At 71.6% G+C, this 26,439-nt stretch carries 27 protein-coding genes and 1 tRNA gene; 20 read left to right on the top strand and 8 right to left on the bottom strand.

The annotated features are described in order from the left end of the window. Nucleotides 1–439: 439 nt before the first annotated feature. The 6 genes from AB0J67_RS25890 (at nt 440) to AB0J67_RS25915 (ending at nt 5,832) form a co-directional block, all read left to right on the top strand. The gene (locus AB0J67_RS25890) at nt 440–793 is read left to right on the top strand and encodes a hypothetical protein (RefSeq protein WP_363486050.1); all 354 of its coding nucleotides are present in this window, start codon (nt 440–442) and stop codon (nt 791–793) included. A gap of 19 nt (nt 794–812) precedes the next feature. Then, nucleotides 813–1,739, top strand: a complete 927-nt coding sequence (locus AB0J67_RS25895) for an LLM class flavin-dependent oxidoreductase (protein WP_363486051.1) — start codon at nt 813–815, stop codon at nt 1,737–1,739. Nucleotides 1,740–1,834: 95 nt separating this feature from the next. Next, nucleotides 1,835–3,292 carry a pyruvate kinase gene (gene pyk, locus AB0J67_RS25900; RefSeq protein WP_363486052.1) on the top strand — a complete coding sequence of 486 codons (1,458 nt, stop codon included), beginning with the start codon at nt 1,835–1,837 and terminating at the stop codon, nt 3,290–3,292. Between the two features lie 53 nt (nt 3,293–3,345). Next, entirely contained in the window at nt 3,346–4,224 is an 879-nt protein-coding gene (locus AB0J67_RS25905) for an acyl-CoA thioesterase II (RefSeq protein ID WP_363486053.1), read from the top strand. A gap of 161 nt (nt 4,225–4,385) precedes the next feature. Continuing rightward, complete coding sequence (locus AB0J67_RS25910; protein ID WP_363486054.1) at nt 4,386–4,823, top strand: Rrf2 family transcriptional regulator; 438 nt, start codon at nt 4,386–4,388, stop codon at nt 4,821–4,823. A gap of 115 nt (nt 4,824–4,938) precedes the next feature. Next, the gene (locus AB0J67_RS25915) at nt 4,939–5,832 is read left to right on the top strand and encodes a sulfite exporter TauE/SafE family protein (RefSeq protein WP_363486055.1); all 894 of its coding nucleotides are present in this window, start codon (nt 4,939–4,941) and stop codon (nt 5,830–5,832) included. An 18-nt stretch (nt 5,833–5,850) separates the two neighbouring features. Here AB0J67_RS25915 and AB0J67_RS25920 read toward each other — a convergent pair whose 3' ends face one another. From AB0J67_RS25920 to AB0J67_RS25935, 4 genes are read right to left on the bottom strand one after another with little or no spacing between them, the layout of a single operon-like run. Next, nucleotides 5,851–6,339 carry a S26 family signal peptidase gene (locus tag AB0J67_RS25920; protein WP_363486056.1) on the bottom strand — a complete coding sequence of 163 codons (489 nt, stop codon included), beginning with the start codon at nt 6,337–6,339 and terminating at the stop codon, nt 5,851–5,853. Between the two features lie 14 nt (nt 6,340–6,353). Continuing rightward, entirely contained in the window at nt 6,354–8,201 is a 1,848-nt protein-coding gene (locus tag AB0J67_RS25925) for an ABC transporter ATP-binding protein (protein ID WP_363486057.1), read from the bottom strand. After that, nucleotides 8,198–8,731 carry a hypothetical protein gene (locus tag AB0J67_RS25930; protein WP_363486058.1) on the bottom strand — a complete coding sequence of 178 codons (534 nt, stop codon included), beginning with the start codon at nt 8,729–8,731 and terminating at the stop codon, nt 8,198–8,200. Before AB0J67_RS25930 ends, AB0J67_RS25925 begins: the two co-directional genes overlap by 4 nt. A gap of 10 nt (nt 8,732–8,741) precedes the next feature. Further along, complete coding sequence (locus AB0J67_RS25935; protein ID WP_363486059.1) at nt 8,742–9,260, bottom strand: MauE/DoxX family redox-associated membrane protein; 519 nt, start codon at nt 9,258–9,260, stop codon at nt 8,742–8,744. 158 nt (nt 9,261–9,418) lie between these two features. On the opposite strand from AB0J67_RS25935, the gene AB0J67_RS25940 reads away from it, so the two are divergent. Next, entirely contained in the window at nt 9,419–9,607 is a 189-nt protein-coding gene (locus AB0J67_RS25940) for a hypothetical protein (RefSeq protein WP_363486060.1), read from the top strand. Between the two features lie 41 nt (nt 9,608–9,648). On the opposite strand, the gene AB0J67_RS25945 is transcribed toward AB0J67_RS25940, so the two are convergent. From AB0J67_RS25945 to AB0J67_RS25955, 3 genes are all read right to left on the bottom strand, one after another. Further along, nucleotides 9,649–10,422, bottom strand: coding sequence for a BTAD domain-containing putative transcriptional regulator (locus tag AB0J67_RS25945; RefSeq protein WP_363486061.1), 774 nt, complete (start codon nt 10,420–10,422; stop codon nt 9,649–9,651). A 270-nt stretch (nt 10,423–10,692) separates the two neighbouring features. After that, nucleotides 10,693–11,439: a transcriptional regulator gene (locus tag AB0J67_RS25950; protein ID WP_363486062.1), complete on the bottom strand. Its 747-nt coding sequence runs from the start codon at nt 11,437–11,439 to the stop codon at nt 10,693–10,695. A 34-nt stretch (nt 11,440–11,473) separates the two neighbouring features. Beyond that, nucleotides 11,474–11,556, bottom strand: a tRNA-Leu gene (locus AB0J67_RS25955). Nucleotides 11,557–11,630: 74 nt separating this feature from the next. Between AB0J67_RS25955 and AB0J67_RS25960 the strand changes: the two genes are divergently transcribed. The 13 genes from AB0J67_RS25960 (at nt 11,631) to polA (ending at nt 25,439) form a co-directional block, all read left to right on the top strand. Beyond that, the gene (locus AB0J67_RS25960) at nt 11,631–12,242 is read left to right on the top strand and encodes a response regulator (RefSeq protein ID WP_155374664.1); all 612 of its coding nucleotides are present in this window, start codon (nt 11,631–11,633) and stop codon (nt 12,240–12,242) included. Between the two features lie 35 nt (nt 12,243–12,277). Next, nucleotides 12,278–13,456 carry a hypothetical protein gene (locus AB0J67_RS25965; RefSeq protein ID WP_363486063.1) on the top strand — a complete coding sequence of 393 codons (1,179 nt, stop codon included), beginning with the start codon at nt 12,278–12,280 and terminating at the stop codon, nt 13,454–13,456. Between the two features lie 229 nt (nt 13,457–13,685). Then, the gene (locus tag AB0J67_RS25970; protein ID WP_363486064.1) at nt 13,686–14,837 is read left to right on the top strand and encodes a branched-chain amino acid ABC transporter substrate-binding protein; all 1,152 of its coding nucleotides are present in this window, start codon (nt 13,686–13,688) and stop codon (nt 14,835–14,837) included. A 66-nt stretch (nt 14,838–14,903) separates the two neighbouring features. Further along, a complete protein-coding gene (locus AB0J67_RS25975) occupies nt 14,904–15,845 on the top strand; it encodes a branched-chain amino acid ABC transporter permease (RefSeq protein WP_363486065.1) in 942 nt (313 codons plus the stop codon). Continuing rightward, a complete protein-coding gene (locus tag AB0J67_RS25980) occupies nt 15,842–16,969 on the top strand; it encodes a branched-chain amino acid ABC transporter permease (protein ID WP_363486066.1) in 1,128 nt (375 codons plus the stop codon). The genes AB0J67_RS25975 and AB0J67_RS25980 overlap by 4 nt, the downstream gene beginning before the upstream one ends. Then, complete coding sequence (locus AB0J67_RS25985) at nt 16,962–17,876, top strand: ABC transporter ATP-binding protein (protein WP_363486067.1); 915 nt, start codon at nt 16,962–16,964, stop codon at nt 17,874–17,876. The genes AB0J67_RS25980 and AB0J67_RS25985 overlap by 8 nt, the downstream gene beginning before the upstream one ends. Continuing rightward, nucleotides 17,866–18,576: an ABC transporter ATP-binding protein gene (locus tag AB0J67_RS25990; protein WP_363486068.1), complete on the top strand. Its 711-nt coding sequence runs from the start codon at nt 17,866–17,868 to the stop codon at nt 18,574–18,576. The genes AB0J67_RS25985 and AB0J67_RS25990 overlap by 11 nt, the downstream gene beginning before the upstream one ends. Nucleotides 18,577–18,705: 129 nt before the next feature. Continuing rightward, on the top strand, nt 18,706–19,590 hold the full coding sequence (locus AB0J67_RS25995) for an ABC transporter substrate-binding protein (RefSeq protein WP_363486069.1): 885 nt from the start codon (nt 18,706–18,708) through the stop codon (nt 19,588–19,590). A 3-nt stretch (nt 19,591–19,593) separates the two neighbouring features. Next, the gene (locus AB0J67_RS26000) at nt 19,594–20,571 is read left to right on the top strand and encodes an amino acid ABC transporter permease (protein WP_363486070.1); all 978 of its coding nucleotides are present in this window, start codon (nt 19,594–19,596) and stop codon (nt 20,569–20,571) included. After that, nucleotides 20,568–21,341 (top strand): amino acid ABC transporter ATP-binding protein, encoded by a 774-nt coding sequence (locus tag AB0J67_RS26005; RefSeq protein WP_363486071.1) that lies wholly within the window; start codon nt 20,568–20,570, stop codon nt 21,339–21,341. Before AB0J67_RS26000 ends, AB0J67_RS26005 begins: the two co-directional genes overlap by 4 nt. A gap of 227 nt (nt 21,342–21,568) precedes the next feature. Continuing rightward, the gene (locus tag AB0J67_RS26010) at nt 21,569–22,093 is read left to right on the top strand and encodes a hypothetical protein (RefSeq protein WP_363486072.1); all 525 of its coding nucleotides are present in this window, start codon (nt 21,569–21,571) and stop codon (nt 22,091–22,093) included. A gap of 122 nt (nt 22,094–22,215) precedes the next feature. Beyond that, nucleotides 22,216–22,599, top strand: a complete 384-nt coding sequence (locus tag AB0J67_RS26015) for a PPOX class F420-dependent oxidoreductase (protein ID WP_363486073.1) — start codon at nt 22,216–22,218, stop codon at nt 22,597–22,599. Nucleotides 22,600–22,772: 173 nt separating this feature from the next. Next, nucleotides 22,773–25,439 (top strand): DNA polymerase I, encoded by a 2,667-nt coding sequence (polA, locus tag AB0J67_RS26020; protein WP_363486074.1) that lies wholly within the window; start codon nt 22,773–22,775, stop codon nt 25,437–25,439. A gap of 297 nt (nt 25,440–25,736) precedes the next feature. Here polA and AB0J67_RS26025 read toward each other — a convergent pair whose 3' ends face one another. After that, nucleotides 25,737–26,243, bottom strand: a complete 507-nt coding sequence (locus AB0J67_RS26025; protein WP_363486075.1) for a gluconokinase — start codon at nt 26,241–26,243, stop codon at nt 25,737–25,739. Between the last annotated feature and the right edge of the window lie 196 nt (nt 26,244–26,439).

Consider the following 26,439-nt stretch of genomic DNA (forward strand, 5'->3'; position numbering starts at 1 on the left):
CGCGGGCGGGGCGGCGCGCCCCCGCCCCGCCGCCCGCCCCCCCCCCCCCCGCCGCGAGGGGGGAGCAGCGGCGGGCCGCTGCGGCACGGCCGGCAGATCAGATGCGGTGACGCGGTCCGGGCGCGGACCGCGTTGTTTGCGGGCGACGCACCGTCATCTGGATCTGTCGGTCTGTGCTGGACGTCAACATAATCGTCGTCCGCAGGCGACGCAAGCGGCGACGTCTGAAACTGTCTATTACCCCCGAACGGGTGACGGGCGAGCCTCTCACCACGCGTGTTGGCGTGGGCTTTCCAGAACCTGAGACGTCATCTGATAGCGACGCGGGACCTATGGAGCCGCACCGTAACGCGCGGCTAATCTGTTAGGTATGGGCGACGCAGTACGGGCGAAGGAAAGACCGCAGCCGGTCACGGAGTGGGGCAGATATCTCCGGCGCATGTGTGACCGGCCCGAGTGGTCGGTGGCCAAGCTGGCCCGCGAGTCCGGCATCGCCCGCCAGACGATCTTCGACTGGATGAAGGCGTCCGACGGCGGCGACTCGGTGACCGTCGGCTCGGTGCGGCGGGTCGCCGACGCGCTCGGCGACGACATCGTGAACGCGCTGGCCGCGGCCGCTGGCGTGCCCGACCGCGACGCCGACGAGGAGCTGTCCCCGATCCTGCAGTCCGACCTCGACCCGCGGGCCAAGGAGGAGCTGGTCGAATACCTGCGCGGCCTGCGCGAGGCGCAGCGTCACGCCCGCCGGACCGAGATCAACGCCATGCTCAACCGCCCACGGCTGGCGGCCTAGCGCCGGGTAGGGTCGTCAGGTGCGAGTCTCGGCGTTGATCCTTCCGGTGTACCCCTGGCGCGAGGGCCGCCACATCTGGCGCGAGGCCGAGGAACTCGGCTTCCATGCCGCCTACACCTACGACCACCTGTCCTGGCGCACCTTCCGCGACGGGCCGTGGTTCGGCGCGGTGCCCACGCTCACCGCGGCCGCGGGCGTCACCGACCGGCTGCGCCTGGGCACGATGGTGACCTCGCCCAACTTCCGCCACCCGGTCACCCTGGCCAAGGACGTCATGACCCTCGACGACGTCTCCGACGGGCGGATCACCATCGGCGTCGGCGCGGGCGGCGTCGGCTTCGACGCGACGGTGCTCGGGCAGACGCCCTGGTCCACGGCGGAGCGCACGGAGCGGTTCGAGGAGTTCGTGCCGCTGCTCGACCGGCTGCTGACCGACGGCGACACCACCCACCACGGCAAGCACTACTCGGCGTACGAGGCCCGCATGCTGCCCGGCTGCGTGCAGCGCCCGCGCGTGCCGCTGGCGGTCGCCGCGACCGGCCCGCGCGGCCTGGCCCTGGCCGCCCGGCACGGGCAGGCCTGGATCACCACCGGCCCGGCGCGCAAGGGCGACGAGACCGACCCCGCGCTCATCCCCGGCATCATCGCCGACCAGCTCGCCGGCCTGGACCGGGCGTGCGCCGCGGCCGGCCGCGACGCGGCGGAGCTGTCGCACATCCTGCTGACGGGTTTCACGCAGGAGCACCCGCTGCGCTCGGTGGACGCGTTCGTCGAGTTCGCCCACCGGTACGCGGCGCTCGGCATCGACGAGATCGTGGTGCACCGGCCCGTGCCGGGCACCTGCTTCGACCCCGGCCAGGGCGTCTGGGAGAAGCTGCCGGCCGCCGTGGCGGCGGCGTTCGGCGGGGGAGCGGGACGGCCCACCAGGGCCGAAACCGGGCACTGAACGATCGATCAGTCTCCCGCGTGTATCGCGCATTTGTCGAGACAGTGTCGCCCCGTTGCAACGTAGGTCACATCAGAGGACTAGGCTTGCCCGTCGTGACACGCCGCGCAAAGATCGTCTGTACTCTCGGCCCCGCCACCTGGTCCCCCGAGCGCCTCCGCGGGCTCGTCGAGGCCGGGATGGATGTCGCCCGCATGAACTTCAGCCACGGCTCCCACGCCGACCACGAGCAGGCCTACCTGCGGGTCCGTGAGGTGTCGGCCGCCACCGGCAAGGCTGTCGCGACGCTGGCCGACCTGCAGGGTCCCAAGATCAGACTTGGCAAGTTCGCGGACGGCCCCCACGAGTGGCGTACCGGTGACAGTGTTGTCATCACCAGCGACGACATCCTTGGCACGGCCGACCGGGTCTCCTGTACGTATCGGAAGCTGCCGGCCGAGGTCAAGGTCGGCGACCGCCTGCTCATCGACGACGGCAAGGTCGCCGTCGAGGTGACAGGGGTGAGTGGGCCGGACATCCGCTGCCTCGTGATCGAGGGCGGGCCGGTCTCCAACAACAAGGGCGTCTCGCTGCCCAACGTGGCCGTGTCGGTGCCCGCCATGTCCGACAAGGACGCCGAGGACCTGCGCTTCGCGCTGCAGCTCGGCGTCGACCTGATCGCCCTGTCCTTCGTGCGCTCGCCCGAGGACATCAAGCTGGTGCACGCGATCATGCACGAGGTCGGCATCGTCCGCCCCGTCATCGCGAAGATCGAGAAGCCCGAGGCGGTGGACAACCTCGAGGCCATCGTGGACGCCTTCGACGGCCTCATGGTCGCCCGCGGCGACCTCGGCGTCGAGCTGCCCCTCGACCAGGTCCCCCTGGTGCAGAAGCGCGCCGTCCAGCTCGGCCGCGAGTACGCCAAGCCGGTCATCGTGGCCACGCAGATGCTCGACTCGATGATTGAGAACTCGCGCCCGACCCGCGCCGAGGCCTCCGACGTCGCCAACGCCGTGCTCGACGGCGCCGACGCGGTGATGCTCTCCGGCGAGACCAGCGTCGGCAAGTACCCGGTGCTCACCGTCAGCACCATGGCGAAGATCATCGCGACCACCGAGGCCGGCCAGATCTCCGTGCCCCGGCTGCAGCACGACCCGCGCACCCGCGGCGGTGCGCTGACCGTGGCCGCCTCGCAGATCGCCCGCGCCGTCGGCGCCAAGGCGCTGGTCGCCTTCACCGTCACCGGCGACACCGTGCACCGGCTCGCCCGGCTGCACTGCGAGCTGCCGCTGCTCGCCTTCACCCCGGAGCCGGCCGTGCGCGACCAGCTCGCGCTGTCCTGGGGCGTGGAGACGTTCCTCATGCCGTTCGTGCACCACACCGACGACATGTTCCGGCAGGTCGACGAGCGGCTGCTCAGCCTCGGCCGGGCCAACGTCGGCGACTACGTGGTGGTCGTCGCGGGCAGCCCGCCCGGCACCCCCGGCTCCACCAACACCCTGCGCGTGCACCAGCTCGGCTCGCTGGCCATGCCGCAGACCCTGGCCCAGGCCCCGCAGGCGGCCCAGGGCTAGGGTGAGCGCGACCGGGGCGCGCGGCGTGCCCCGCCCGCGCGAACGGACGTGACATGACGGAGCCCATCACCGGCCAGGCCGCCGTGGACAACCTGGTCGAGCTGCTGGACCTGGCCCCGGTCGACGATCTCGTCTTCCGGGGCCAGAACCCGCCGATCGGCCCGCCCCGCGTCTACGGCGGGCAGGTCGCGGCGCAGGCCCTGGTCGCCGGCGGGCGCACCGTCGACCCGTCCCGCCACGTGCACTCGCTGCACGGATACTTCGTCCGGGCCGGCGACATGACCCAGCCCATCGACTACCACGTCGAGAAGATCCGCGACGGCCGCTCGTTCTCCGTCCGGCGCTCGGTGGCCATCCAGCGCGGCAAGCCGATCTTCCTCATGTCCGCCTCGTTCCAGGTGCGCGAGGAGGGCCTGGACCACCACGACCCGGCCCCCCTCGACGTGCCCGGCCCCGACGAGCTGCCCACCATGACCGACCGGCTCGCGCCGTACCCCGAGCGCCTGGGCATCTGGAAGATCCTGCCCCGCCCCATGGACGTCCGCTACGTCAACGAGCCCGGCTGGGTCCGCCCCGGCAAGCGCGTCGCCGCCGACCTGCAGCGCGTCTGGATGCGCCTGGACGGCAAGCTCCCCGACGACCCCCTGCTGCACGCCTGCGCCCTGACCTACATGTCCGACATGACCCTGCTCGACGCGGTCCTGTCGGTCCACGGCGAGGTCTGGGGCCCCGGCGGCGTCATCGGCGCCAGCCTCGACCACGCCCTGTGGTTCCACCGCCCCTTCCGCGCCGACGAGTGGTTCCTCTACGACTGCGCCAGCCCTTCGGCCTCCGGCAGCCGCGGCCTGGCCACCGGCCGCATGTTCACCCGCGACGGCCGCCACATAGCCACCGCCGCCCAGGAAGGCCTCCTCCGCCCCGTCGGCGCCTGACCCCTCACCGCGCCGATCTTGCGTGAACTGTGGGTACGACACACTCGAACCGGACAAATCCCTAACAGTTCGCGCAAGATCGTCGGGATCATGAGCGATTCCGGTCACGCCTGTGGTCCGTGTGGGGTCAGCTGGTGATCCAGTGGGGCGATAATCGGGTCATGCGACTGTCCGCCCGCGTCGACTACGCGCTACGTGCCGTGATCGAACTCGCCTCCGGAGGCGACGGCCCGGTCACCTCCGAGCGCATCGCCCGCGCGCAGGAGATCCCGCCGAAGTTCTGCGAGAGCATCCTGCTGCAGCTGCGCCGCGGCGGCGTCGTCTTCGCCCAGCGCGGGCCCGAGGGTGGGTACTGGCTGGCCCGGCCCGCCGAGCAGATCGCGCTCGTCGACGTCATCGAGGTCATCGACGGCCCGCTCGGCTCGCCGCGCGCCGTGCCGGCCGACGCCCCGCTGGGCGCGGCGCAGGCGCTGCAGCAGGTGTGGAACGCGGTGGAGGAGTCCGAGCGGGGCATCCTCACCCGGGTGACCATCGCCCACGTGATCGCCGGCGAGCTGCCCGCCGACATCGCCGTGCCGCTGCCGGTCGCCGCTGCCTGACGGGTACCCGACAGCCTCGTTTCACCACTTGTTAACAACTCGGTCTTGCCTCTCCCACTTTTCCTATTAAACTGATCGGAATTACCTGGTAGGTGGGATCAGTGGGAGGCATACCGTGCGGAAACTACTGATCATGGCGTTCGTGGGGCTCGCCGCCCAGCTCGTCGACGGCGCCCTGGGCATGGCCTACGGCGTCACCTCCAGCACCCTGCTCCTGGTCGCCGGCATCTCGCCCGCCACCGCCTCCGCCTCCGTCCACCTCGCCGAGGTCGGCACCACCCTCGCCTCCGGCATCGCCCACTGGCGCTTCGGCAACATCGACTGGCGCGTCGTGGTCAACATCGCGCTGCCCGGCGCCCTCGGCGCCTTCGCCGGAGCCACCGTGCTCAGCAGCGTCTCCACCGAGGCCGCCGTCCCGTGGACCGCCGGCATCCTGCTCGCACTCGGCATCTACCTGCTGTTCCGGTTCGCCCGGCCACTGCGGCCCACCCGCCCGCGCCCGCTGCCCACCCGCTTCCTCGGCCCGCTCGGGCTGTTCGCCGGCTTCATCGACGCCACCGGCGGCGGAGGCTGGGGCCCCGTCGCCACGCCCACGCTGCTCGCCTCCGGCAGCATGGAGCCGCGCAAGGTCATCGGCTCGGTCGGCGCCTCCGAGTTCCTCGTCGCGGGCGCGGCCAGCGTCGGCTTCCTGATCGGCCTCGGCTCCGAGGGCTTCGTGCTGCCCACCGTCGCCGCCCTGCTCGTGGGCGGTGTCATCGCCGCGCCCATCGCCGCCTGGCTGGTCAGGCACGTGCCGGCGCAGCTGCTCGGCGCCTTCGTCGGCGGCCTGATCGTCGTCGTCAACACGCGCAGCCTGCTCCGCGTCGCCGACCTCGAGACCACCCTCGGGGTGTACGCGTACCCGCTGGTCCTCGCCGCGTGGGTGGTCGCCGTCGGGTTCGCCGTCCGCGCCTGGCGCCGGGTCCGCGCCGCCGCCCCGGTGACCGCCGAACCGGTGCCGGTCGGCTGACCGGCCGCGGCGGGCGGCTCAACCCCGCGCCGGACCGCGCTCTGCCGCCGGGCGCCGGGACCGCAGCGCCACCCCGAGCACCCGCTCCACCGGCACCAAGCCGATCTCGCGGGAGTCCATGCTGGCCGCGGCATTGTCACCCAGCACGACCACGCGGCCCGCAGGCACCGTGCCGACGTCCCCGGCACCGGCCACGCCCGGCGGCACCGGGTCGCCGGGCACGGCGGCGAGCCGCTTGACGAGCCAGCTGCGTCCGCCGACGGCCCCACCGGCGCACGGCGGAGCGGACCAGCCCAACCCGTCCGGCTCGTCGGGCCGCTCCAGCACGACCACCCGCCCCGCCGCCAGCCGCCGCGGCGGCACCCGGCGGACCAGCAGCAGGTGCCCGTCGGCGTACGTGGGCTGCATGCTGCGCCCGCGCACGGTGACCCGGACGAGATTGCGCCGCCCCCAGCGCAGCACCGCCACCAGCGGCAGGACCAGCACACCGGCGTACCACCAGGACATCACGGCCTCCGTGCTCACCCGGCCCGCGCGGCGGGCTCGGCATCGGCGGGCCGGTAACCGTCGGCCTGCAACGCGAACAGCTGCGCGTACCGGCCACCCGCCCGCAGCAGCAGGTCATGGCTGCCCTGCTCGACCACCACCCCGCCGTCGAGCACCACGATCGTGTCCGCGCCGCGCACCGCGCCCAGGCGGTGCGAGATGAGCAGGCTCGTCTGCCCGGCGCGGTGCGCCCCGAGCCGCTGGTGGATCTCCGCCTCGGCCTCGGCGTCCAGCCCGGCACTGGGCTCGTCGAGGATCAGCAGGCACCGCCGCCGCCGCAGCAGGACCCGGGCCAGCGCGAGCCGCTGCCACTGGCCCCCGGACAGGCTCACCCCCTGGTTGCCGTCGGTGTCGTCGTCCGCCGCCAGGAACGACCTGCTCAGCATGGTGTCGTAGCCGTACGGCAGGGACATCAGCTTCTCGTGGATGCCGACCTCGCGCGCGGCGGTCTCGACGGCCGTACGGTCCGCCGCCAGATCACCGACGGCGATGTTCTCCGCCGCGGTCATGTCGTACTCCACGTAGTCCTGGAAGATCGCGCCCAGCCGGGCGCGCAGCTGCTCGACCGGCACCTCGCGGATGTCGACGCCGTCCCAGCGGATGCTGCCGCGCGACGGGTCGTAGAACCGGCACAGCAGCTTGACCAGCGTGCTCTTGCCCGCGCCGTTCAGCCCGACCAGGGCGACCGCGTCGCCGTGCGGGATCGTCATGGTCACGCCCCGCAGCACCCAGGGATGCGCGGGGGAGTAGCGGAACCAGACATCGCGCAGCTCGATGCCGCGGCGCAGCTCAGGCAGCGCGACCGGCTGCCCGGACCGCTGCGCCAGGTCCGAGCCGGCCCGGACGACGGCCAGGTAGTGCCCGAAGATCAGCAGGTGGTGGTGGGTGACGGCCACCGCCGCCGCGAGACCCCCGACGGTGCCCTGGGCCGCGGCCACCGCCGCCACGAACATCGAGATGTCCCCGACCGACAGCGCACCCGCCGCCGCGGCCCGGACCGCCCAGATGAGGCCCACCGCCGCCACCACCGCCGACCCCGCCGCGATCGCGCCCTGGACGAGCAGCCCGCGCCGGTCCACCCGGCGCTGCAGGCCGTTGATGGACACCCGGGTGGCGTGCATCCGGTCGCGCAGATGATCGCCCAGGCCGAACAGGCGCACCTCCTTGGCCGCATGCGCGTCGCCCAGCAGGGTGGCGTAGAACAGCTCCCGCCGCTCGATCGAGGTCACCTTGAACGTGGTCTCCGCCCGCGCGCGGGCCAGCCGGAGCTCGCCGAGCAGGATGGGCAGGCCGCTCAGCACCACCAGCGCGGCGATCCCCGGGCTGATCAGCAGCAGCGAGACGAGAAAACCGGCGGTCGTGGTCAGCGCGCGCAGCAGCCCGAGCGTGCTGCCCATGATCTGCCCCGGGCTGTCCTGGCCGCACTGCTGGGCCAGGCGCAGCCGGTTGAGGAAGGCGGCGTCCTCGAACCGGCCCAGGCCCCCGTACCCGTTGACCGCGCGGTAGAGCCGGTCCTGCGCGAGCAGGCTGGTCCGGCGGCCGAACTCGCCCTGCAGGTACGTCGACAGGTGGGGTTGCACCGCCCCGGCCAGCCCGGTGACCGCGAGGCCGGTCGCGGCCACGGCGACCGCCGACCACGACCCGGCCCCGGCCGCCAGCCGGTCCAGCACCCCCTTCATCAGCCAGGCCGCGGCCACCGGGACGAGCGACCCGGCGACCGCCAGCCCCACCAGGGTCCACATGATCCCCGGCGCGGCGCGCACGCCCAGCTCCACGGCGACCCGGGCGGCAGCCCGGCGCGAGGTCGGCGAACCGTCGCTCATGACCGGATCGCGCCCACGCGGTCCACCACGGCCACCCCCGTGTCGGCGATGACGCCGCCGGCGCCCACCAGGCAGATCGCCGGATACCCGCGCACCGCGAAGGCCTTCGCCAGCACCCGTGCCTGCGGTCCGGCCACCACCGTGGCCACGCTCCGCAACCGGCCGACGTACGCCTCCATGCCTTCCTCCTCCTCCACCACGGCCAGAGCGCTCGACCCGCCGGCCGCCGCCGCGGCGACGAACCGGGGGATCAGCGCCTCGCAGGGCGGGCAGCCGGGGCTGAAGAAGCCGACCAGCGTCGGCGCGGTGAAGCTGCGCTCGGACAGCTCGCCGCCCTGCACCGACACCGCCGAGAACGGGGGCAGCTCCGTCCCGGCCGGCGCCGTCGACCCGCCGGTCTGCCCGGTGTCCTCGCGCGCGGCCAGGATCTCGGAGTGCCGGCGCAGCCGCCGCACCACCCCGTAGGTGAGCACCAGGTTCAGCAGGCACAGCAGTCCCAGCAGGACGACGGCGGCGATCAGGTAGGGCATGGCGGATCTCCTAGACGGGGTCGGTGAACAGGCCGGTGAGCTCGTCGAAGCGGACCAGCACCGCCGCGGCGGCGGCGCCCGCCACCACGGCGACGGCGACACCGCCGGGATGCGGCGCCCCGGTGCCGGACGCGGCGGCGAGCCCGACCGCCGCGAGGGTGAGCAGCAGCAGGTTGCGCACCAGATGCGGGTAACCCAGCGTGGTGCCGGAGCCGCCGAAGCAGCGGCAGGCCACCGCGGTGCCGCGGCGCACCGCCAGCCCGATCCCGGCCGTGAACACCGCCAGCAGCAGCACCGCCAGGGCCAGCCCGGCCGGCACCTGCACGCCGGCCAGCTGCACCACGACGGCGATCTCCAGCGCGATCACGGCCACGGCCACGGCTTTGCGCCAGCGCGCCGGGACCAGCCCGGACGCCTTCAGCATCGCGCTGAACTCGGCGAAGGCCGCCCGGCTGGACAGCTTCGAGCCCGCCGAGACGGCGAACACCAGCCCCAGCGCGCAGCGGCAGGCCAGCAGGACGTACACCACGAGCGACTCCCTCGGTGCGACAGTGCGGCCGACGGTAGGCGCCGGCCCGACAGGACGGCTACACATGCAGATGTATCGACGGCGTAGCGGCGGTCGCTAACGTCCGGCGCCAGCGGTCACCACACGGGGGACCGCATGTTCCGGAGGGAGGCGAGGCGATGCGTGCAGTCAAGGCCGTCGCGGACAAGCTGACCAGCCTGTTCGTACCGGGGATCAGCGCCGCTGCCGAGTGGTGCGAGTACGAGACCCGGTGCGTCGTCGGCTGCGGCCGGTGGCGCCTGGAGCGCCGCCGCGTGTGCGTCGTGGCCGGCACCGGGCCGTGGTCGATCGTCCACTGCGACTGCTGACGACCGGCGGCGGTGGGAGGGCGACCGCCCTCCCACCGCACCTAGGACAGGGCCGGGGCGGGCAGGTCGACCCCGCCGGGCGGCCAGCTCAGCAGCGTGCGGTAGAGCTCGCGCAACGCCGGATCGGGGTCGAGGCCCAGCTCGTCATGGAAGACCCGGGTGGCCTCCCGGAAGGTCGTCGACACCGCATCGTGCTCACCCAGCCGGTGATGCGCCGACATCCGCAGCCACCACGCGCGGGTGCGCAGCGGCGCGACCGCGAGCAGCCGGCGCAGCTCGCGCACCGCGCACCGCGCGTCGCCCGCCGCCAGCAGCGCCTCGGCCAGGTTCTCCGACGCCCGCAACCGCTCCTGGTCGAGGCAGCCCAGCCAGCCGTGCAGCGGCCCGAGGCGCGGCACGCCACCGGCCGCGTCGGTGCCCCGCCACAGATCCAGCGCCGCATGCAGGGACGCCACCGCCTGCTCCGCATGGCCGTCGGCGAGCGCCGCCCGGCCGGCGTCGGCCAGCTCGCCGAACATCAGGTGGTCGCAGCGCTGCGCGGCGACCCGCAGCACGTACCCGCCGGCCTGGTTGATCAGCTCCACCCCGGCGCGGCCCAGCGCACCGCGCAGCGTGTTGGCGTACGTGCGCACGTTCGCCACCGCCGAGCGCGGCACCTCCGACGGCTCCCACAGCGCCTCGGCGAGCAGATCCAACGACACCGTGCGGTTCGGCTGCAGCGCCAGCGTGGCCAGCAGCGCCCGCGGTTTCACACCGCGGACCGCGGACGAGCTGTCGACCTCGACCGAACCGAGCAGTCGCAGAGCGAATCGCACAGAATCTCCTTCCGCTCGGGCAGGCCTGGACCCGCCCGCCCCGTGGGAACGAGTGATGACGGCCGCCCGGGCGGCCGCCGCCACCATGCCGGTCGATGCCTGCCATCGGGTTGCCACGGCGTTGTCACGCGGCTCGGCGGCCCGGCGCCGGAGGCCACGGCCTGGATTCCTAGGACGATCCAGGAGGTGTGCGGCCCGGCACGGGGTTCGTCGGGATGTCCACCCGGTGCCGCGCCGGAGCAACGCCGCCGCACAAGCGTCGGGTCAGGGTCAGGACTTCGGGCCGACGTGCCGGTCGAGCACGGCCACGGCCTCGCGGCGCGCGACGGACAGCGAGTTGGGCCGGTTGAGCCGCCAGGCCACGCCGAGCAGGTCCAGCGCCCACCCGCACAGCGCCAGGATGTCGGCGGACTCATTGGCGAACAGGTAGCGCGGGTACTCGTAGGGCCTGCCCGCCTTACGGACCCGGTTGACGACGCGGCACCCGTCGGAATGGAACAGCCCGCGTACGAAGTCGCCGGGGTGCGCCCGCACGGCCACCTCCTGCCAGGACTCGAGAGCGATCCTTCGTTCATGCTTCCTGCCCGGCCCCGCCTGGGGCAGCAGGCACGGCCAGTGTTTGCCGTAGCTCTGCACGCCGACGCAGCCTCTCTGCCGGACGCGCTGCACGCTGTGCGCGAGAGTTCGCAGCATGGCCTGCTCGCAGGCCTCGATCAGCCGGGGGTAGATCTCGTCGCAGTACACGCGGAGGACAGGCACTTTCGTCTTGGTGACCAAGTGCCCGTCGCCGAGGTAAAGGCCGAGCAGGTAGGCGTACTGGTCGGCCGGATCCGGCAGGCCCGGAGCGGGCCTGCAGCGCGGGCAGCGGTCCTCGGTGAACACTCCGTCGGTCGAGTTGGCCCGGCACCAGTTCCGCACCGTCTGGTAGGGGAGCCCGAGCCGGGCGGCGATGGTGCTCATCGAGGTGCCGGCACGGTAATCGGCGCGGGCCTGGCGGCGGATCGCGAGGGGATGCACAGCCGACGATTCTCGAACAACCGTGCGACATGAGTACCGGGAGCGGGACTCGAACCCGCACGCTCTCTCGAGCAGTGGATTTTGAATCCACCGTGGCTGCCATTACACCATCCCGGCGAACCTGGCTCACTGTACCCGACTAGGCTTCCGGGTAGGCAAACGGCATTCGTGGTGTGGGGGTAGTGGTTCCGGTGACCGAGAAGCAGGCTGGTGTCGCGCGCAAGCGCGTGCTGATCGCGGAGGACGAGGCGCTGATCAGGCTGGACCTGGCCGAGATGCTCGGCGAGGAGGGCTACGACGTGGTCGGCGAGGCCGGTGACGGCGAGACCGCGGTGAAGCTGGCCGAGGAGCTGCACCCCGACCTGTGCATCCTGGACATCAAGATGCCGATCATGGACGGGCTCGCGGCCGCCGAGCGCATCGCCGGCGCGCGCATCGCCCCCGTGATCATCCTGACCGCGTTCAGCCAGCGCGACCTCGTGGAGCGGGCCCGCGCCGCGGGTGCGATGGCGTACCTGGTCAAGCCGTTCCAGCAGAGCGACCTGGTGCCGGCCATCGAGATCGCGCTGTCCCGGTTCGCCGAGGTGGCGGCGCTGGAGGCCGAGGTCGCCGGGCTCAACGACCGGCTGGAGACCCGCAAGGCGGTCGAGCGGGCCAAGGGCGCGCTGATGACGCAGTACGGCATGAACGAGCCGCAGGCGTTCAAGTGGATCCAGCGCACCGCGATGGATCACCGCTTGACGATGCGCGAGGTGGCCGAGCGGATCATCGTCGAGGCCGCCGCCGCGGAGTCGGCGGAGTAGTAGCCACGGGCGGGCGGCGCTCCTACGATCAGGCGATGCGCTCCCGTCGCGGGATCCTCGCCGCTGCCGCCTTCCTGTTGGCCGCCGTCGCGGCGTGCACCCCGGCGCAGGCTCCGGCACCACCGGAGCCGGAGCCGGTCCGCCCGCAGTGGCGGGAGGTGTCGCTGCCGCACCCGCCCGGCGAGGTCGCGAGGGTGATCGTGCGCGACGCGGTGCGCTGCGGCGACCGGTGGTATCTGTCCGGCGCGGTGGCCGACCGCCGCGGGGACACCCGGCCGGCCGCGTGGAGCAGTGGCGACGGTGTGTCGTGGCAGGTCATGGCCACCGATCCGCACACCTTCTGGGGCCGGGTGCAGGTGCTGTACTCGGTGGCCTGCAAGGACGGCCGGCTGGCCGCGCTCGGCGCGAAGTCGGGCGGCGCGCACGCGTACCCCCGGACCAGCAGCTGGCGCCAGCGCCCGGACGGGGTGCTGGAGGACGTTATCGCGGGCTGGGAGCTGTTCGGCGGCCCGCGCGCGGTCAACGTGGCGCGGCTGGTGTCGGGGCCGGGCGGCTACCTGATCACGGGGAACCGGGCGGCGGGCGCGGCGGTGTGGCTGTCGCCGGACGCGCGCGAGTTCCGCATCGTCGAGGGGGCGCCGGAGCTTTCCAGCGACGACCGGGGCAACACCTGGAACTTCGACGCGACGGCGACCGACGGCGGCTGGTTGATGGTGGGCGGCCTGATCGCGCCGGGGCGGATCGACCGCGATCCGCTGGCGTGGCGCTCGGCCGACGGCGAGCGCTGGACCCGCGTGCCCGCGCCGGGTTCGGCGGAGTACGACGAGTTCCAGCGGGTGACCGTGGCGGGCGGGTCGGCGTACGCGGTGGGCCTGACGGGTCCGGTGTTCGGGGCGTGGCGGCTGGTGGGGGAGCGCTGGGAGCCGGCGGGGACGTTCGGCGGCACGCGCGGGGGCGGCGGGGCGGCGCAGGTGCGGGCGGCGGTCGCGGCGGGCGACCGGGTGCTGGCGGCGGTGTCGGACGGCTCGCGGTTCACGCTGTGGCGGTCGGCGTCGGGTGACCGGTGGCGGCAGGTGGAGGCGCCGGTGCCGATGCCGGCGGGGGCGGATCGCGCGGTGTCTGCGGTGAGTGACGGACGCCGGGTGGTGCTGCTGACCGATGACGGCGCGAACGGTCGCGTATGGGTCGCCGAATGGGACCCCGGTGTCGATTGAGTAACGATCCGACCTGGGGCTCGACACAGTTGATCACTCGTTAGGGCAACCGTCCGTAACGTTTTGACGTACTGCCCTGCTCGGCCTTCACTCGTGATCCCTGCTGAGGTAACGTCCGCCACCACGGGCCGCATCGCAGGCGGGCGGCCCCGTACGTGGCGAAGGTCACCCCTGATTCGTGTGATTCGTCACGTGCGACCGTGCCTGCACTCGGAGGAGGAAGAAAGCTGTGAAGCGGAACTATCTACGGGCGCTCGGCGGCGTCGCGATGGCCGCGGCGCTGATCGGTGCGGCGGGTTGCCAGGACTCGGGCAGCGGCACCGAGACGCCGTCGGCCCAGTGCGGTGGCACGATCGCGACCTTCGGTGCCTTCACCGGCCCGAACGCTGGTCTGGTCATCCCGTCGCTGCAGGGCTCGAAGCTCGCGGTCAAGCAGTTCAACGAGGCGAACCCGAACTGCAAGGTGACGCTGCAGGAGTTCGACACGCAGGGTGACCCGGCGCAGGCGACCCCGATCGCGAACCAGATCGCCGGCGACCAGAAGTTCCTGGGCGTCATCGGCGGTGCCTTCTCGGGTGAGAGCAAGGCCACCATGCCGATCTACGAGGCCGCGAGCCTGGCGATGGTCTCCCCGTCGGCGACCAACCCGGAGCTCACCGCCGTGGGCAACAAGGCGTTCCACCGCGTCGTCGGCAACGACAGCACCCAGGGTGCCGCCGCGTCGGTGTACTTCAAGAACACCCTCAAGTCGACCAAGGTCTTCCTGATCGATGACGGCACCACCTACGGCGCCGGCATCATCAAGGAGGTCAAGGCCGGTATCGGTTCGCTGTTCGCGGGCGAGGACAAGGTCCAGGAGAAGCAGACCAACTTCGACGCGACCGTCTCCAAGGTCAAGGGCTCGCAGGCGGACGCGATCGCGTACGGCGGCTACACCAACGAGGCGGCGCCGCTGCTCAAGCAGCTGCGTGCGGCCGGCATCACGGCCAAGTTCGTCGGCTTCGACGGTCTGTACGACCCCGGTTTCGTCAGCGGCGCCGGTGCGGCGGCCGAGGGCGCGATCGTGACCTGCCCGTGCCTCCCGGCCGACAAGGCCGGCGGCACCTTCGCCGCGGACTTCCAGAAGGAGTACGGCGTCGCGCCGGGTTCCTACGGCGCCGAGGGCTTCGACGCGGCCACCGTGTTCCTGGAGGCCTTCAAGGCCGGCAAGACCGCGCGTGCCGACATCCTCGCGTTCGTGAAGGCGTACGACAAGCAGGGCGTGTCGAAGTACATCAAGTTCGACACCACCGGTGACGTCGACAAGACCAAGGTCGTCATCTGGGCGTACGAGGTCAAGGGCGGCGCCATCGTCGCGCAGTCCGAGATCGCGCTCAGCTGAGCTAGCGACCAGGGGAGCGGCCGGGGAGTTCAACTCCCCGGCCGCGCCCGGTAATAGGGAGTATTCGTGAACTGGAATGCACTGTTCGAGAACATCGGTCAACACACGATCGATGGTCTCGCGAAGGGCGCCATCTTCGCCCTCGTCGCGCTCGGTTACACCCTCGTCTACGGTGTGCTGCGCCTGATCAACTTCGCGCACTCCGAGGTGTGGATGGTCGGTACGTTCGCCATCTTCGGCTTCTGGAGCCTGCTCGGCGTCACCGACAACCCCCCGCTGGGCACCGCGATCATGCTGCTGCTGGGCGGCCTGCTGGTGGGCGCGGCCGCGTCCGGTGGCACCGCGTTGCTGGTGGAACGGACCGCTTACCGGCGCCTGCGGCAGAAGAACGTGCCGCCGCTGATCTTCCTCATCACCGCCATCGCCATCTCCCTGGTGCTCCAGGAGATCTTCGGTCTGTGGCAGGGCCGGCTGGTCGTCGGCATGCCCTCGCTGATCAAGCGGGAGACCGTGCTGACCATCGGCAACGCCGAGATCAACAACATCCAGATCATCATTCTGGTGTCGGCGCTGGTGATGATGGTCGGCCTGGACTGGTTCGTGAACAAGACGCGGAACGGCCGCGCGATCCGCGCGGTGGCCCAGAACCCGGACAGCGCGGCCCTGATGGGCATCAACAAGGACCGAGTGATCATGCTCGTGTTCGTGCTGGGCGGGATCATGGCGGGCGCCGCGGCGCTGTTGTGGGACATGCGTTACCAGATCACCAAGTTCGACATCGGTTTCGTGCTGGGCCTGAAGGCGTTCACCGCCGCGGTGCTCGGCGGCATCGGCAACCTGCGCGGCGCGCTGCTCGGCGGCCTGCTGCTCGGCGTGATCGAGGTGTACGGCGCGACGCTGACCCAGTCGACCTGGGAAGACGTGTTCGCGTTCGTGGTCCTGGTGGTCGTGCTGCTGTTCCGTCCGACCGGTCTGCTGGGTGAGTCGCTGGGGAGGGCGCGCGCATGAGCCAGGGTATTCGTGGGGTCACCGGCGCGATCGGCGACCGCTGGCGCAGCCTGCCGGGCTGGCAGCGCTTCGTGGCGTACGCCGCCGGCGTGGCCTTCCTCTACTACCTGCCCCTGCTGGGCATCCCGGGCCTGACCTGGTTCCGCACCGACTACATCGAGGGCGGCAACAGCTGGGCCGGCGTGCTGTTCCTGTGCGCGGTCTACGTCCTGATCGCGATCGGCCTGAACGTCGTGATCGGTCTGGCGGGCCTGCTGGACCTGGGCTATGTCGGCTTCTACGCGATCGGCGCGTACAGCGTGGCGCTGTTCGGCTCGACGCAGTCGCCGGTGGTGCAGTGGATCCAGCAGGAGTTCGGGCTGGGCACGACCTGGGCGGTGGCCTGGGCGGCGTGCATCCCGATCGCGATCGCGGCGGCGATGATCTCCGGTGTGCTGCTGGGCTGGCCGACGCTGCGCCTGCGCGGTGACTACCTGGCCATCGTGACGCTGGGCTTCGGCGAGATCATCCGCATCGTGGCCAAGAACATGAAGGAGGTCACCAACGGCGCCGAGGGCATCGGAGCGATTCCGGGCCCGCAGGGTGCGCCGTCGGCGGACAACAACATCTTCGGCCTGCTCGACCCGAAGCCGTGGTACTGGCTGGCGCTGACCGTGGTGCTGATCATGGTGTTCCTGGTGCGGCGCCTGGAGAACAGCCGGGTGGGCCGGTCGTGGCTGGCCATCCGCGAGGACGAGGACGCCGCCGCCGTCATGGGCGTGCAGGGCTTCAAGTTCAAGCTGTGGGCGTTCGCCATCGGCGCGGCGCTGGGCGGCATCTCGGGTCTGCTGTTCGCCAGCCGGCAGGGCTTCATCCAGCCGGCGCAGTTCGACGCGGCGCTGTCCATCCTGTTCGTGGCGATGGTCGTGGTCGGCGGCTCGGGCAACATGGCCGGTGTGGCGGCGGGTGCGGTCCTGCTGACCTACCTGCCGGAGCGCTTCCGGGAGGTGGCCGAGTACCGCAACCTGGCCTTCGGTGTGGCGCTGCTGCTGGTGATGCTCTTCATCCCGCAGGGCCTCATCCCGAGCCGGCGCCGTGCCCGCGAGCTGAAGGACCGTGAGAAGGAGGCTCCGGCTAATGCCTGAGAACATGCAGGCCACCGGCGCCCAGCGTCCCGTGGTGCTCGAGGTGGACCAGGTGACGCTGCGCTTCGGTGGCGTCGTCGCCCTGGACGGGGTCGACTTCAAGATCCACCAGGGGGAGATCCTGGGCCTGATCGGCCCGAACGGTGCGGGTAAGACCACCTGCTTCAACGCGATCACGGGCGTCTACCGGCCCACCGCGGGCGAGGTGCGCTTCCTCGGCGGCCGGGTCAGCGGGCGCAAGCCGCACCAGATCAACCGGCTCGGCATCGCCCGGACGTTCCAGAACATCCGTCTCTTCCCGGAGATGACGGCGCTGGAGAACGTCATGGTCGGCACCGACTCCCGGCACAAGACCAGCGTCGTGGGCGCCCTGTTCCGGCTGTACCGGGTCAAGGCCAAGGAGCACGAGCTGCCGCGGGTCACCTCGACCAACGGTGCGGTGCGTGCCTGGCAGCAGACGAAGCGGGCGTGCGCGAAGGTCTTCGGCATCTCCCGGCACACGCTGGAGGAGCGGGCCGGCGAGCGCAAGTCGATGGAGCTGCTGGAGTTCGTCGGCATCGCCGACTGCGCCAACGAGGTCGCCCGCAACCTGCCGTACGGCTACCAGCGGCGGCTGGAGATCGCCCGTGCGCTGGCCACCGAGCCGAAGCTGCTCTGCCTGGACGAGCCGGCCGCCGGCTTCAACCCGGCGGAGAAGGAGGAGCTGCTCGGCCTGATCAAGAAGATCCGCGACCGGGGCTACACGGTCCTGCTGATCGAGCACGACATGCGCCTGGTCATGGGCGTGACCGACCGTATCGTGGTGCTCGAGTTCGGCAAGAAGATCGCTGAGGGGTCCCCCGCCGAGGTGCGGGAGAACCCGAAGGTGGTCGCTGCGTACCTGGGGGTGGCCGAAGATGCTGCTTGAGATCGACAATGTGACCCTGCGGTACGGCCGCATCGAGGCGCTGCACGGCATCAGCCTGCACGTCGACGAGGGCGAGGTGGTGGCCCTGATCGGCGCGAACGGCGCCGGCAAGACCACCACGATGCGGGCCATCTCCGGCCTGCGCCCGATCGCCTCGGGTGCGATCCGCTTCAACGGGGAGGACATCTCCAAGGTGCGGGCCGACCTGCGGGTGGTCCGGGGCATCTGCCAGTCGCCGGAGGGCCGGGGCGTGTTCCCGGGCATGACGGTGCAGGAGAACCTCGACATGGGTGCGTTCACGCGCCGTGACACCGCGGCCATCGCGGAGGACATGGAGCGGGTGTTCACCCTGTTCCCGCGGCTGCGGGAGCGGCGCAAGCAGGCCGGTGGCACGCTGTCGGGCGGCGAGCAGCAGATGCTGGCGGTGGGCCGGGCGCTGATGGGCCGGCCGAAGCTGCTGCTGCTGGACGAGCCGTCGATGGGCCTCGCCCCGATGATCATCCAGCAGATCTTCGACATCATCGTCGAGATCAACAAGCAGGGCACCACGGTGCTGGTGGTGGAGCAGAACGCGCAGCAGGCGCTGTCGCGGGCGCACCGGGCGTACGTCCTGGAGACCGGCTCCATCGTCAAGGAGGGCACCGGCGCCGAGCTGCTGCACGACCCGGCGGTGAAGGCGGCCTACCTCGGCGTGGGCTGAGCTGTTCGACGGGCGGCCCGTCGCGCGCATCCGGCAGGGTGCGGGCGGCGGGCCGCTCCCGTTTCCCGTCATGGCCTGCCGTACTTTGCGTTACCGTGAATCATCACACGGTACGCAAAGGGGATAGATGTGCTCAAGAGACTGATTCCAGTCGGAGCGATCGCTCTCGCGCTGGCCGCGAGCGGCTGCGGCGGCGGGGGCGAGCCGTCGGGCACCCCGACGGGTGCCGCGCCGTCGGTGTCGGTCAACCCGACCCTGGCGGCGATGGTCCCGGACGCGATCAAGTCCGACGGCAAGATCCTGGTGGGCACCGACGCGACGTATGCGCCGAACGAGTTCCTCGCCGAGGACGGCAGCACCGTGATCGGGTTCGACATCGACCTGTTCAAGGCCGTCGCGCAGACGCTGGGCCTGAACGTCGAGGTGCAGCCCGGCACGTTCGGCGACATCATCCCGGGCGTGCAGTCGGGCAAGTACGAGGTCGGCGTCTCCTCATTCACGGTCAACGACGACCGCAAGAAGCAGGCCCAGATGGTGACCTACTTCAACGCGGGCACCCAGTGGGCGACCAAGGCCGGCAACCCGGCGGGCGTGGACCCGAACAGCCCGTGCGGCAAGCGCATCGCCGTGCAGCGGGACACGGTGCAGGCCGAGGACATCGCCAAGCGGTCCGAGGCGTGCGTCGCGGCGGGCAAGCCCGCCGTGGTGATCAACCCGTACGCGGGCCAGGACCAGGTCGCCAACTCCGTGGTGACCGGCAAGGACGACGCCATGCTGGCCGACTCCCCGATCACCGCGTACGCGGTCAAGCAGTCCAACGGCCAGCTGCAGGCGATCGGCGACGTCTACGACGCGGCGCCGTACGGGTATGTCGTCAACAAGGACCAGGCCCAGTTCGCCCAGGCGCTGCAGGCCGCGGTCGACGAGCTGATCAAGAACGGCACTTACGAGCAGATCCTGAACCAGTGGGGCGTGCAGGCCGGCGCCGTGCCGAGCGCGCAGATCAACCCGTAGGCCATGACCGAGCCGACGCCCTCGGCGACGCCGTTGCCGCGGCAGGCCGAGCCGATCAAGGCCATCCCGGTCCGGCACCCGGGACGGTGGGTCGCGATCGCCGTGATCGCCGTGCTGGTCGCGATGTTCGTGCACATGCTGCTGACGAACAGCGCGTTCGAGTGGCAGTTCATGGTCGAGAACATGTTCAAGCCGCCCGTGCTGCGGGGCCTGCTCGGCACGGTGTCGATCACCGTGCTGTCGATGATCATCGGGGTGCTGCTCGGTGTGGTCATCGCGGTGGCCCGCCTGTCGGAGAACCCGGTGCTGCGCGGCGTGTCCTGGGTCTATACCTGGTTCTTCCGGGCCGTGCCGCGGTACGTGCTGCTCATCGTCATGGGCAACCTGGGCATCCTGTGGCCCCGGCTGGAGTTCGGCGTCCCGTTCGACACGTACCTCGGCCGGCTGTTCGGCATCGAGGACGCGAACTGGCGGCTGTTCGGGTTCACCACCCGCGAGCTGCTCAGCGGCTTCCTGGTCGGTGTGCTGGGCCTGGCGTTGTCGGAGGCGGCGTACATGGCGGAGATCGTGCGCGCCGGCATGCTGTCGGTCGACCCGGGGCAGGGCGAGGCCGCGACCGCGCTGGGCATGAGCCGGGGGCGGGCGATGCGCCGCGTCGTGCTGCCCCAGGCGATGCGGGTCATCATCCCGCCGACGGGCAACGAGACCATCGCGATGCTCAAGGACACCTCGCTGCTCATCGCCGTACCGGTGACGGCGGAGCTGTTCTTCCAGCTGTCCGCCATCGGCAGCCGCACGTACCTGATCTTCCCGATGTACGTCGCCGCGATCATCTGGTACCTGTTCCTGGTCAGCATCCTGCTGGTCGGGCAGTACTTCCTGGAGCGCCGGTTCTCCCGCGGCCACGGCCGCACCGGCGCGGCGAAGCTGAAGCTCGAAGGCCTGGCCGCCGAGCACGGAGTGAACCCGGAGCTGCCATGACCGCGCCCGAGGAGTTCATGGTCCGCACGGACAACGTGCACAAGTCGTACGGTCACGTCGAGGTGCTGCGCGGCATCGACCTGACGGTGGAGCGCGGCAGTGTCTGCGTGGTGCTGGGCCCGTCGGGTTCCGGCAAGTCCACCCTGCTGCGCTGCATGAACCACCTGGAGAAGATCGACTCAGGGCGGATCTGGGTCGACGGCCGGCTCATCGGGTACCGGCAGAAGGGCGACAAGCTCTACGAGCTGAAGGACAAGGAGGTCGCCGCGCAGCGTCGCGACATCGGCATGGTGTTCCAGCGCTTCAACCTGTTCCCGCACATGTGCGCCCTGGAGAACGTGATCGAGGCGCCCACGCAGGTCAAGGGGCAGAGCAAGGCCGACGCGCGCCGGCGCGGCATGGAGCTGCTGGACCGGGTGGGGCTGGCCGACAAGGCCGGCAACTACCCGGCGCAGCTGTCCGGCGGCCAGCAGCAGCGCGTCGCCATCGCGCGCGCCCTGGCCATGGACCCCAAGCTCATGCTCTTCGACGAGCCCACCAGCGCCCTGGACCCCGAGCTCGTCGGCGACGTCCTCGACGCGATGAAGGACCTGGCCCGCGACGGCATGACCATGGTCGTCGTCACCCACGAGATCGGCTTCGCCCGCGAGGTCGGCGACCAGCTCATCTTCATGGACGGCGGCGTCGTCGTCGAGTCCGGCCACCCGCGCGAGGTGCTCGCCAACCCCCAGCACCCCCGCACCCGCGACTTCCTGTCGAAAGTGCTCTGAACCGCGGCGCATCGCCGCATCCGCCGTGGACGGTCCCGAGTCGACCGGCGTGGATCCGCCAGGCGCAGGCGCGGCAGGCACGGCGCCGGAACGCGGGAGGCCACCGCGTCGCGCAGGCGCGGCAGACCGGCACGGTCCACATCGCACGGGCGCCCTTATGTTCTGTCTCCGCTGCGGCGACCTGGTCGACAGCGTCATTCGGAACATCTTGAGAAAACGGGGACGTCATGGCATTCAGGCGTTTCAAGGCGGCCGTCGCGGCCGCTTCTGTCGGGCTGTGCGCGGGTCTGGTCGCGGCGGTGGCGGGAGCGGCGCCGGCGCACGCGGCGAACTGTATGGACGGCGCGCTGTACTCGCTGGGCGCGAAGAAGTACGTGACCGCCGAGCTCGGCTACACCGGCACCGGGTACGGCATGCTGCGGGCGCGGGCGACCAGCGTCGGCGACTGGGAGCGGTTCGAGTTCTGCTACGAGTCGGGCACCTCCGGCGGCATGCTCTCGATCCGGTCACTGGCCAACAACCGCTGGGTGACGGTGGAGACCGGATACACCGGCGTGGACAACGGGATGCTGCGCGCCTCGTCGACCAGCGTCGGCACCAAGCAGTACTTCTGGGCGTGGAACGGCGGGCTCAACAGCGACGCCAACGGCAAGTACGCCACCGCCGAGCTGTCCTACACGGGCGCGCGGCTGGGCATGCTCCGGTCCCGGGCGACCACCGCCGGCCCGTGGGAGAAGTACGAGATCCGCTGACGGCCTCCGGCACGGGACGGGACCGGCGGGGAACGGATTCCCGGCGGTCCCGTCCCGTGTGGCGGGCCCGGCCCGCCGACCTCGGCCGCGCCGCGCGGCCCGGCTGGCAGTACCGTGTGCGCATGCCTACCGTCGCGGATCTCGAGTTCGGCAACTACCTGCTGGTCACCACGTTCCGCAAGGACGGCCGGGCGGTGCCGACGCCGGTCTGGGCCGTACGCGACGGCGCCGACATCTACGTCTGGACCGTCACCGACAGCGGCAAGGTCAAGCGCCTGCGCCGCAGCAGCAAGGTCACCATCAGCGACTGCGACGTCCGCGGCAAGGTCACCGGCCCCACCATCCCCGCCCGCGCCAAGCTGCTGGGCAGCGACGAGACCGCCGCCGTCCGCCACCTGCTGATCAAGAAGTACGGCATCCTCGGCCGCATCACCCTCTGGGGCAGCCGCATCCGCCGCGGCCTCGACGGCACCATCGGCGTCCGCATCACCGACCCCGCCCCCTAACCCGCCCGGCCCCGGCCCCGGCCCGCCCCCGGCGGCGCGTCGATCATGAAGTTGTGGCAGCGACACGACGTCGAACACGTCCATAAGTTCATGATCAACCCGGTGGGGTGGGGCCGGGTGGGGTGCGGGGCGGCGCGGGGGTGGGCGTCAGGGGGAGGGCATAAGCTCGTCGGGTGACTGAGACGCTGCTGTTGCTTGATGGGCATTCGCTGGCTTACCGGGCGTTCTTCGCGCTGCCGGTGGAGAACTTCTCCACGAGCACGGGGCAGCCCACCAACGCGGTGTACGGGTTCACCTCGATGCTGATCAACGTGCTGCGCGATGAGCGGCCCACCCACGTGGCCGTGGCGTTCGACGTGTCGCGCCAGTCGTTCCGCACCGAGCAGTACGCCGAGTACAAGGCCGGCCGCTCGGAGACCCCGACCGACTTCAAGGGCCAGGTGAGCCTGGTCCAGGAGGTGCTCGACGCGCTGCAGGTCAAGCACGTGCAGCTGGCGGGATACGAGGCCGACGACGTCATCGCGACGCTGGCGCGGCAGGGCCGCGAGGCGGGCATGCGGGTGCTGATCTGCACCGGCGACCGGGACGCGCTGCAGCTGGTCGGCGACGACGTGACCGTGCTCTACCCGCGCAAGGGCGTCTCCGACCTGGCCCGCATGGACCCGGCGGCGATCATGGAGAAGTACGGCGTGCCCCCGGAGCGCTACCGCGACCTGGCCGCGCTGGTCGGCGAGTCCAGCGACAACCTGCCCGGCGTGCCGGGCGTGGGCCCGAAGACCGCCGCCAAGTGGATCACGCAGTACGACGGGCTCGACGGTGTCATCGCCCGGGTCGACGAGATCAAGGGCAAGGCCGGCGAGAGCCTGCGCGAGCACCTGGCCGGCGTCATGCGCAACCACCAGCTCAACCAGCTGCGCGACGACCTCGAACTGTCCCTGGACATCCCCTCGACGCACTGGACCACCTGGGACCGCGAGGCGGTGCACCAGGTCTTCGACACGCTGCAGTTCCGCGTGCTGCGCGACCGGCTGTACCAGTACCTCGACACCGCCGAGCCGGAGGTCGAGGCGGGCTTCGACATCGACGGCACCGTGCTGACCGAGCCCGGCGCGCTGGCCGCATGGCTGACCGAGCAGGCCACCGGCCCGGTCGGCATCGCGGTCGCCGGCACGTTCGGCCGCGGCACCGGCACGCTGACCGGGCTGGCCCTGGCCGCCGACCACGCCGCCGTGTGGTGCGACCCCACCGACCTCGACGCCGCCGACGACGCGGCGCTGGCCGCCTGGCTGGCCGACCCGTCGCGGCCCAAGGTGCTGCACGACGCCAAGCCGGCGCTGCTGGCGCTCGCCGCGCGCGGCTGGCAGCTGCGCGGGCTCACCCACGACACCGCCCTCGCGGCCTACCTGGCCCGGCCCGACCAGCGCTCCTACGACCTGGCCGACCTGGCCGTGCGCTACCTGCACCGCGAGCTGCGGGCCGAGACGACCGGCACCGGGCAGCTCGCGCTGGACTTCGGCGACGGCTCGGCCGACCACGCCGCGGAGGAGGCGCTGATGCTGCGCGCCCGCGCGACGCTGGACCTGGTCGACGCGCTGGCCGGGGAGCTGTCGCGCGGCGACGGGCAGCGGCTGCTGGCCGACGTCGAGCTGCCGCTGGTGCCGGTGCTGGCGAGCATGGAGCGGATGGGCATCGCCGCCGACACCGACTACCTCACCGAGCTGGAGGCGCAGTTCGCGGGCGAGGTGAAGGCCGCGGCGCAGGCCGCGTACGCGGTGATCGGCCGCGAGTTCAACCTGGGCTCGCCCAAGCAGCTGCAGGAGATCCTGTTCGGCGAGCTGAACCTGCCCAAGACCAAGAAGATCAAGACGGGATACACCACCGACGCCGACGCGCTGCAGTGGCTGTTCGCGCAGACCCAGCACCCGCTGCTGGAGCACCTGCTGCGCCACCGCGACGTGGCCAAGCTGAAGACGACGGTGGACGGGCTGCTCAAGTCGGTCAGCGACGACGGGCGCATCCACACCACGTTCTTCCAGACGGTCGCGGCGACCGGCCGGCTGTCCAGCACCGACCCGAACCTGCAGAACGTGCCGATCCGCAGCGAGGAGGGCCGGCGCATCCGCCGCGCGTTCGTGGTCGGGCCGGGCTTCGAGTCGCTGCTCACCGCCGACTACAGCCAGATCGAGATGCGGATCATGGCGCACCTGTCCCGCGACGCGGGCCTGATCGAGGCCTTCGCCACCGGTGAGGACCTGCACACCACGGTCGCGTCGAAGGTGTTCGCCACCGACGAGGTCACCGCCGAGCAGCGCCGCCGGATCAAGGCCATGTCGTACGGCCTGGCGTACGGGCTGTCCGCGTACGGCCTGTCGCAGCAGCTCGGCATCTCCACCGCCGAGGCGACCGGCCTGATGGAGGACTACTTCGCCCGCTTCGGCGGGGTGCGCGACTACCTGCGCGAGATCGTCGACCAGGCGCGCAAGGACGGCTACACCGCGACGATCCTCGGCCGCCGCCGCTACCTGCCCGACCTGACCAGCGACAACCGCCAGCGCCGCGAGATGGCCGAGCGGATGGCCCTCAACGCCCCCATCCAGGGCTCCGCCGCCGACGTCATCAAGCTGGCCATGCTGAACGTCGACCGCGCCCTGCGCGAGGCCGGCATGACCTCGCGCATGCTGCTGCAGGTCCACGACGAGCTGGTCTTCGAGGTGGCCGAGGGCGAGCGCCAGACCCTGGAGGAGCTGGTCCGCCGCGAGATGGGCGGCGCCGTCGACCTGTCGGTCCCGCTCGAGGTCTCCGTCGGCTCCGGCCACGACTGGAACGAAGCCGACCACTGACCCACCCACCCCGACCCGGCCCGGCCGCCCCGCGTGGCCGGGCCCTTTTTTTGCGTCGATCATGAACTTATGGCACGGCTCGGCGGCGTGTCACGGCCACAACTTCATGATCAACGCAAGCGCTCGGCCGGTCGGGCCGGTCTGTGCCCGACCGGCCGGGTTCGGGCGGCGTGGTGATGGCCCGCTGGGGCCCGCGACGGCGTCGACGGCACCACGACCGCCGTCCGGACGGCGTGCGCAGAGCCCGCTTGGTCCAGCACGGCTGGTCCGCCCCCGCCCCGTCCCGCCAGGGGCTTGTCAGTCGCGGGCGGACAGCTCGGTGACGGCGCGGTCGATGACCTCGTCGGGGGTGAGGGTGATCGGGATGACGATCGCGCCCTCGGCGGCGCCGGGGGGTTGCAGGTCGGCGAGCTGGGAGTCGAGCAGGCGCGGGTTGAAGAAGTGCCCGGGCCGGTGGGACAGGCGTGAGGCCAGCAGCTCACGCGACCCGTCCAGGTAGACGATGCGCAGGTCCGGGGCGGCCTCGCGCAGGACGTCGCGGTAGGACCGCTTGAGCGCCGAGCAGGCCAGCACCGCGGGCAGGCCCTCGTCCTGCTGCACCGCCAGCCAGTCGGCGCACCGCCGCAGCCACGGCTCGCGGTCGTCGTCGGTCAGCGGGATGCCGGCCGACATCTTCATGATGTTGGCCTGCGGGTGCAGGTCGTCGCCGTCGGCGAAGACGGCGCCGAGGCGCTTGGCGATCCGGGTGCCGACGGTGGTCTTGCCGCTGCCGGACACTCCCATGACGAGGACTGAGTCGCTCACGACGTGACCCTACCCAGCGGCACCCGGCCCGACGCCTCCCGGCGCGCCACCGCGCCCCGGCGGGCCCGCCGAGGGCGGCGAGGAGGCCACCGGGCCCGGGGCGGCCGGGCGACCTGGTCACCGTGTCGAAGCCGACCAGCACGTTGCCGTTGAGGTCGGGGTGCTTGGCCTCGACGCCCGTGTCGATCACGGCGAC

The organism is Catellatospora sp. NPDC049609 (assembly GCF_040675365.1).
GTDB lineage: Bacteria > Actinomycetota > Actinomycetes > Mycobacteriales > Micromonosporaceae > Catellatospora.

What these genes read in the sequence shown, in the direction of transcription:
- AB0J67_RS25890 (WP_363486050.1), top strand. Translation starts at nt 440, where the DNA reads ATGTGTGACCGGCCCGAGTGGTCGGTGGCCAAGCTGGCCCGCGAGTCC.
- AB0J67_RS25940 (WP_363486060.1), top strand. Translation starts at nt 9,419, where the DNA reads ATGCGTGCAGTCAAGGCCGTCGCGGACAAGCTGACCAGCCTGTTCGTA.
- AB0J67_RS26010 (WP_363486072.1), top strand. Translation starts at nt 21,569, where the DNA reads ATGGCATTCAGGCGTTTCAAGGCGGCCGTCGCGGCCGCTTCTGTCGGG.
- AB0J67_RS25985 (WP_363486067.1), top strand. Translation starts at nt 16,962, where the DNA reads ATGCCTGAGAACATGCAGGCCACCGGCGCCCAGCGTCCCGTGGTGCTC.
- AB0J67_RS25910 (WP_363486054.1), top strand. Translation starts at nt 4,386, where the DNA reads ATGCGACTGTCCGCCCGCGTCGACTACGCGCTACGTGCCGTGATCGAA.
- AB0J67_RS25925 (WP_363486057.1), bottom strand. Translation starts at nt 8,201, where the DNA reads ATGAGCGACGGTTCGCCGACCTCGCGCCGGGCTGCCGCCCGGGTCGCC.
- AB0J67_RS25990 (WP_363486068.1), top strand. Translation starts at nt 17,866, where the DNA reads ATGCTGCTTGAGATCGACAATGTGACCCTGCGGTACGGCCGCATCGAG.
- AB0J67_RS25920 (WP_363486056.1), bottom strand. Translation starts at nt 6,339, where the DNA reads ATGTCCTGGTGGTACGCCGGTGTGCTGGTCCTGCCGCTGGTGGCGGTG.
- AB0J67_RS25905 (WP_363486053.1), top strand. Translation starts at nt 3,346, where the DNA reads ATGACGGAGCCCATCACCGGCCAGGCCGCCGTGGACAACCTGGTCGAG.
- AB0J67_RS25930 (WP_363486058.1), bottom strand. Translation starts at nt 8,731, where the DNA reads ATGCCCTACCTGATCGCCGCCGTCGTCCTGCTGGGACTGCTGTGCCTG.
- AB0J67_RS25980 (WP_363486066.1), top strand. Translation starts at nt 15,842, where the DNA reads ATGAGCCAGGGTATTCGTGGGGTCACCGGCGCGATCGGCGACCGCTGG.
- AB0J67_RS26015 (WP_363486073.1), top strand. Translation starts at nt 22,216, where the DNA reads ATGCCTACCGTCGCGGATCTCGAGTTCGGCAACTACCTGCTGGTCACC.
- AB0J67_RS26000 (WP_363486070.1), top strand. Translation starts at nt 19,594, where the DNA reads ATGACCGAGCCGACGCCCTCGGCGACGCCGTTGCCGCGGCAGGCCGAG.
- AB0J67_RS25965 (WP_363486063.1), top strand. Translation starts at nt 12,278, where the DNA reads ATGCGCTCCCGTCGCGGGATCCTCGCCGCTGCCGCCTTCCTGTTGGCC.
- AB0J67_RS26005 (WP_363486071.1), top strand. Translation starts at nt 20,568, where the DNA reads ATGACCGCGCCCGAGGAGTTCATGGTCCGCACGGACAACGTGCACAAG.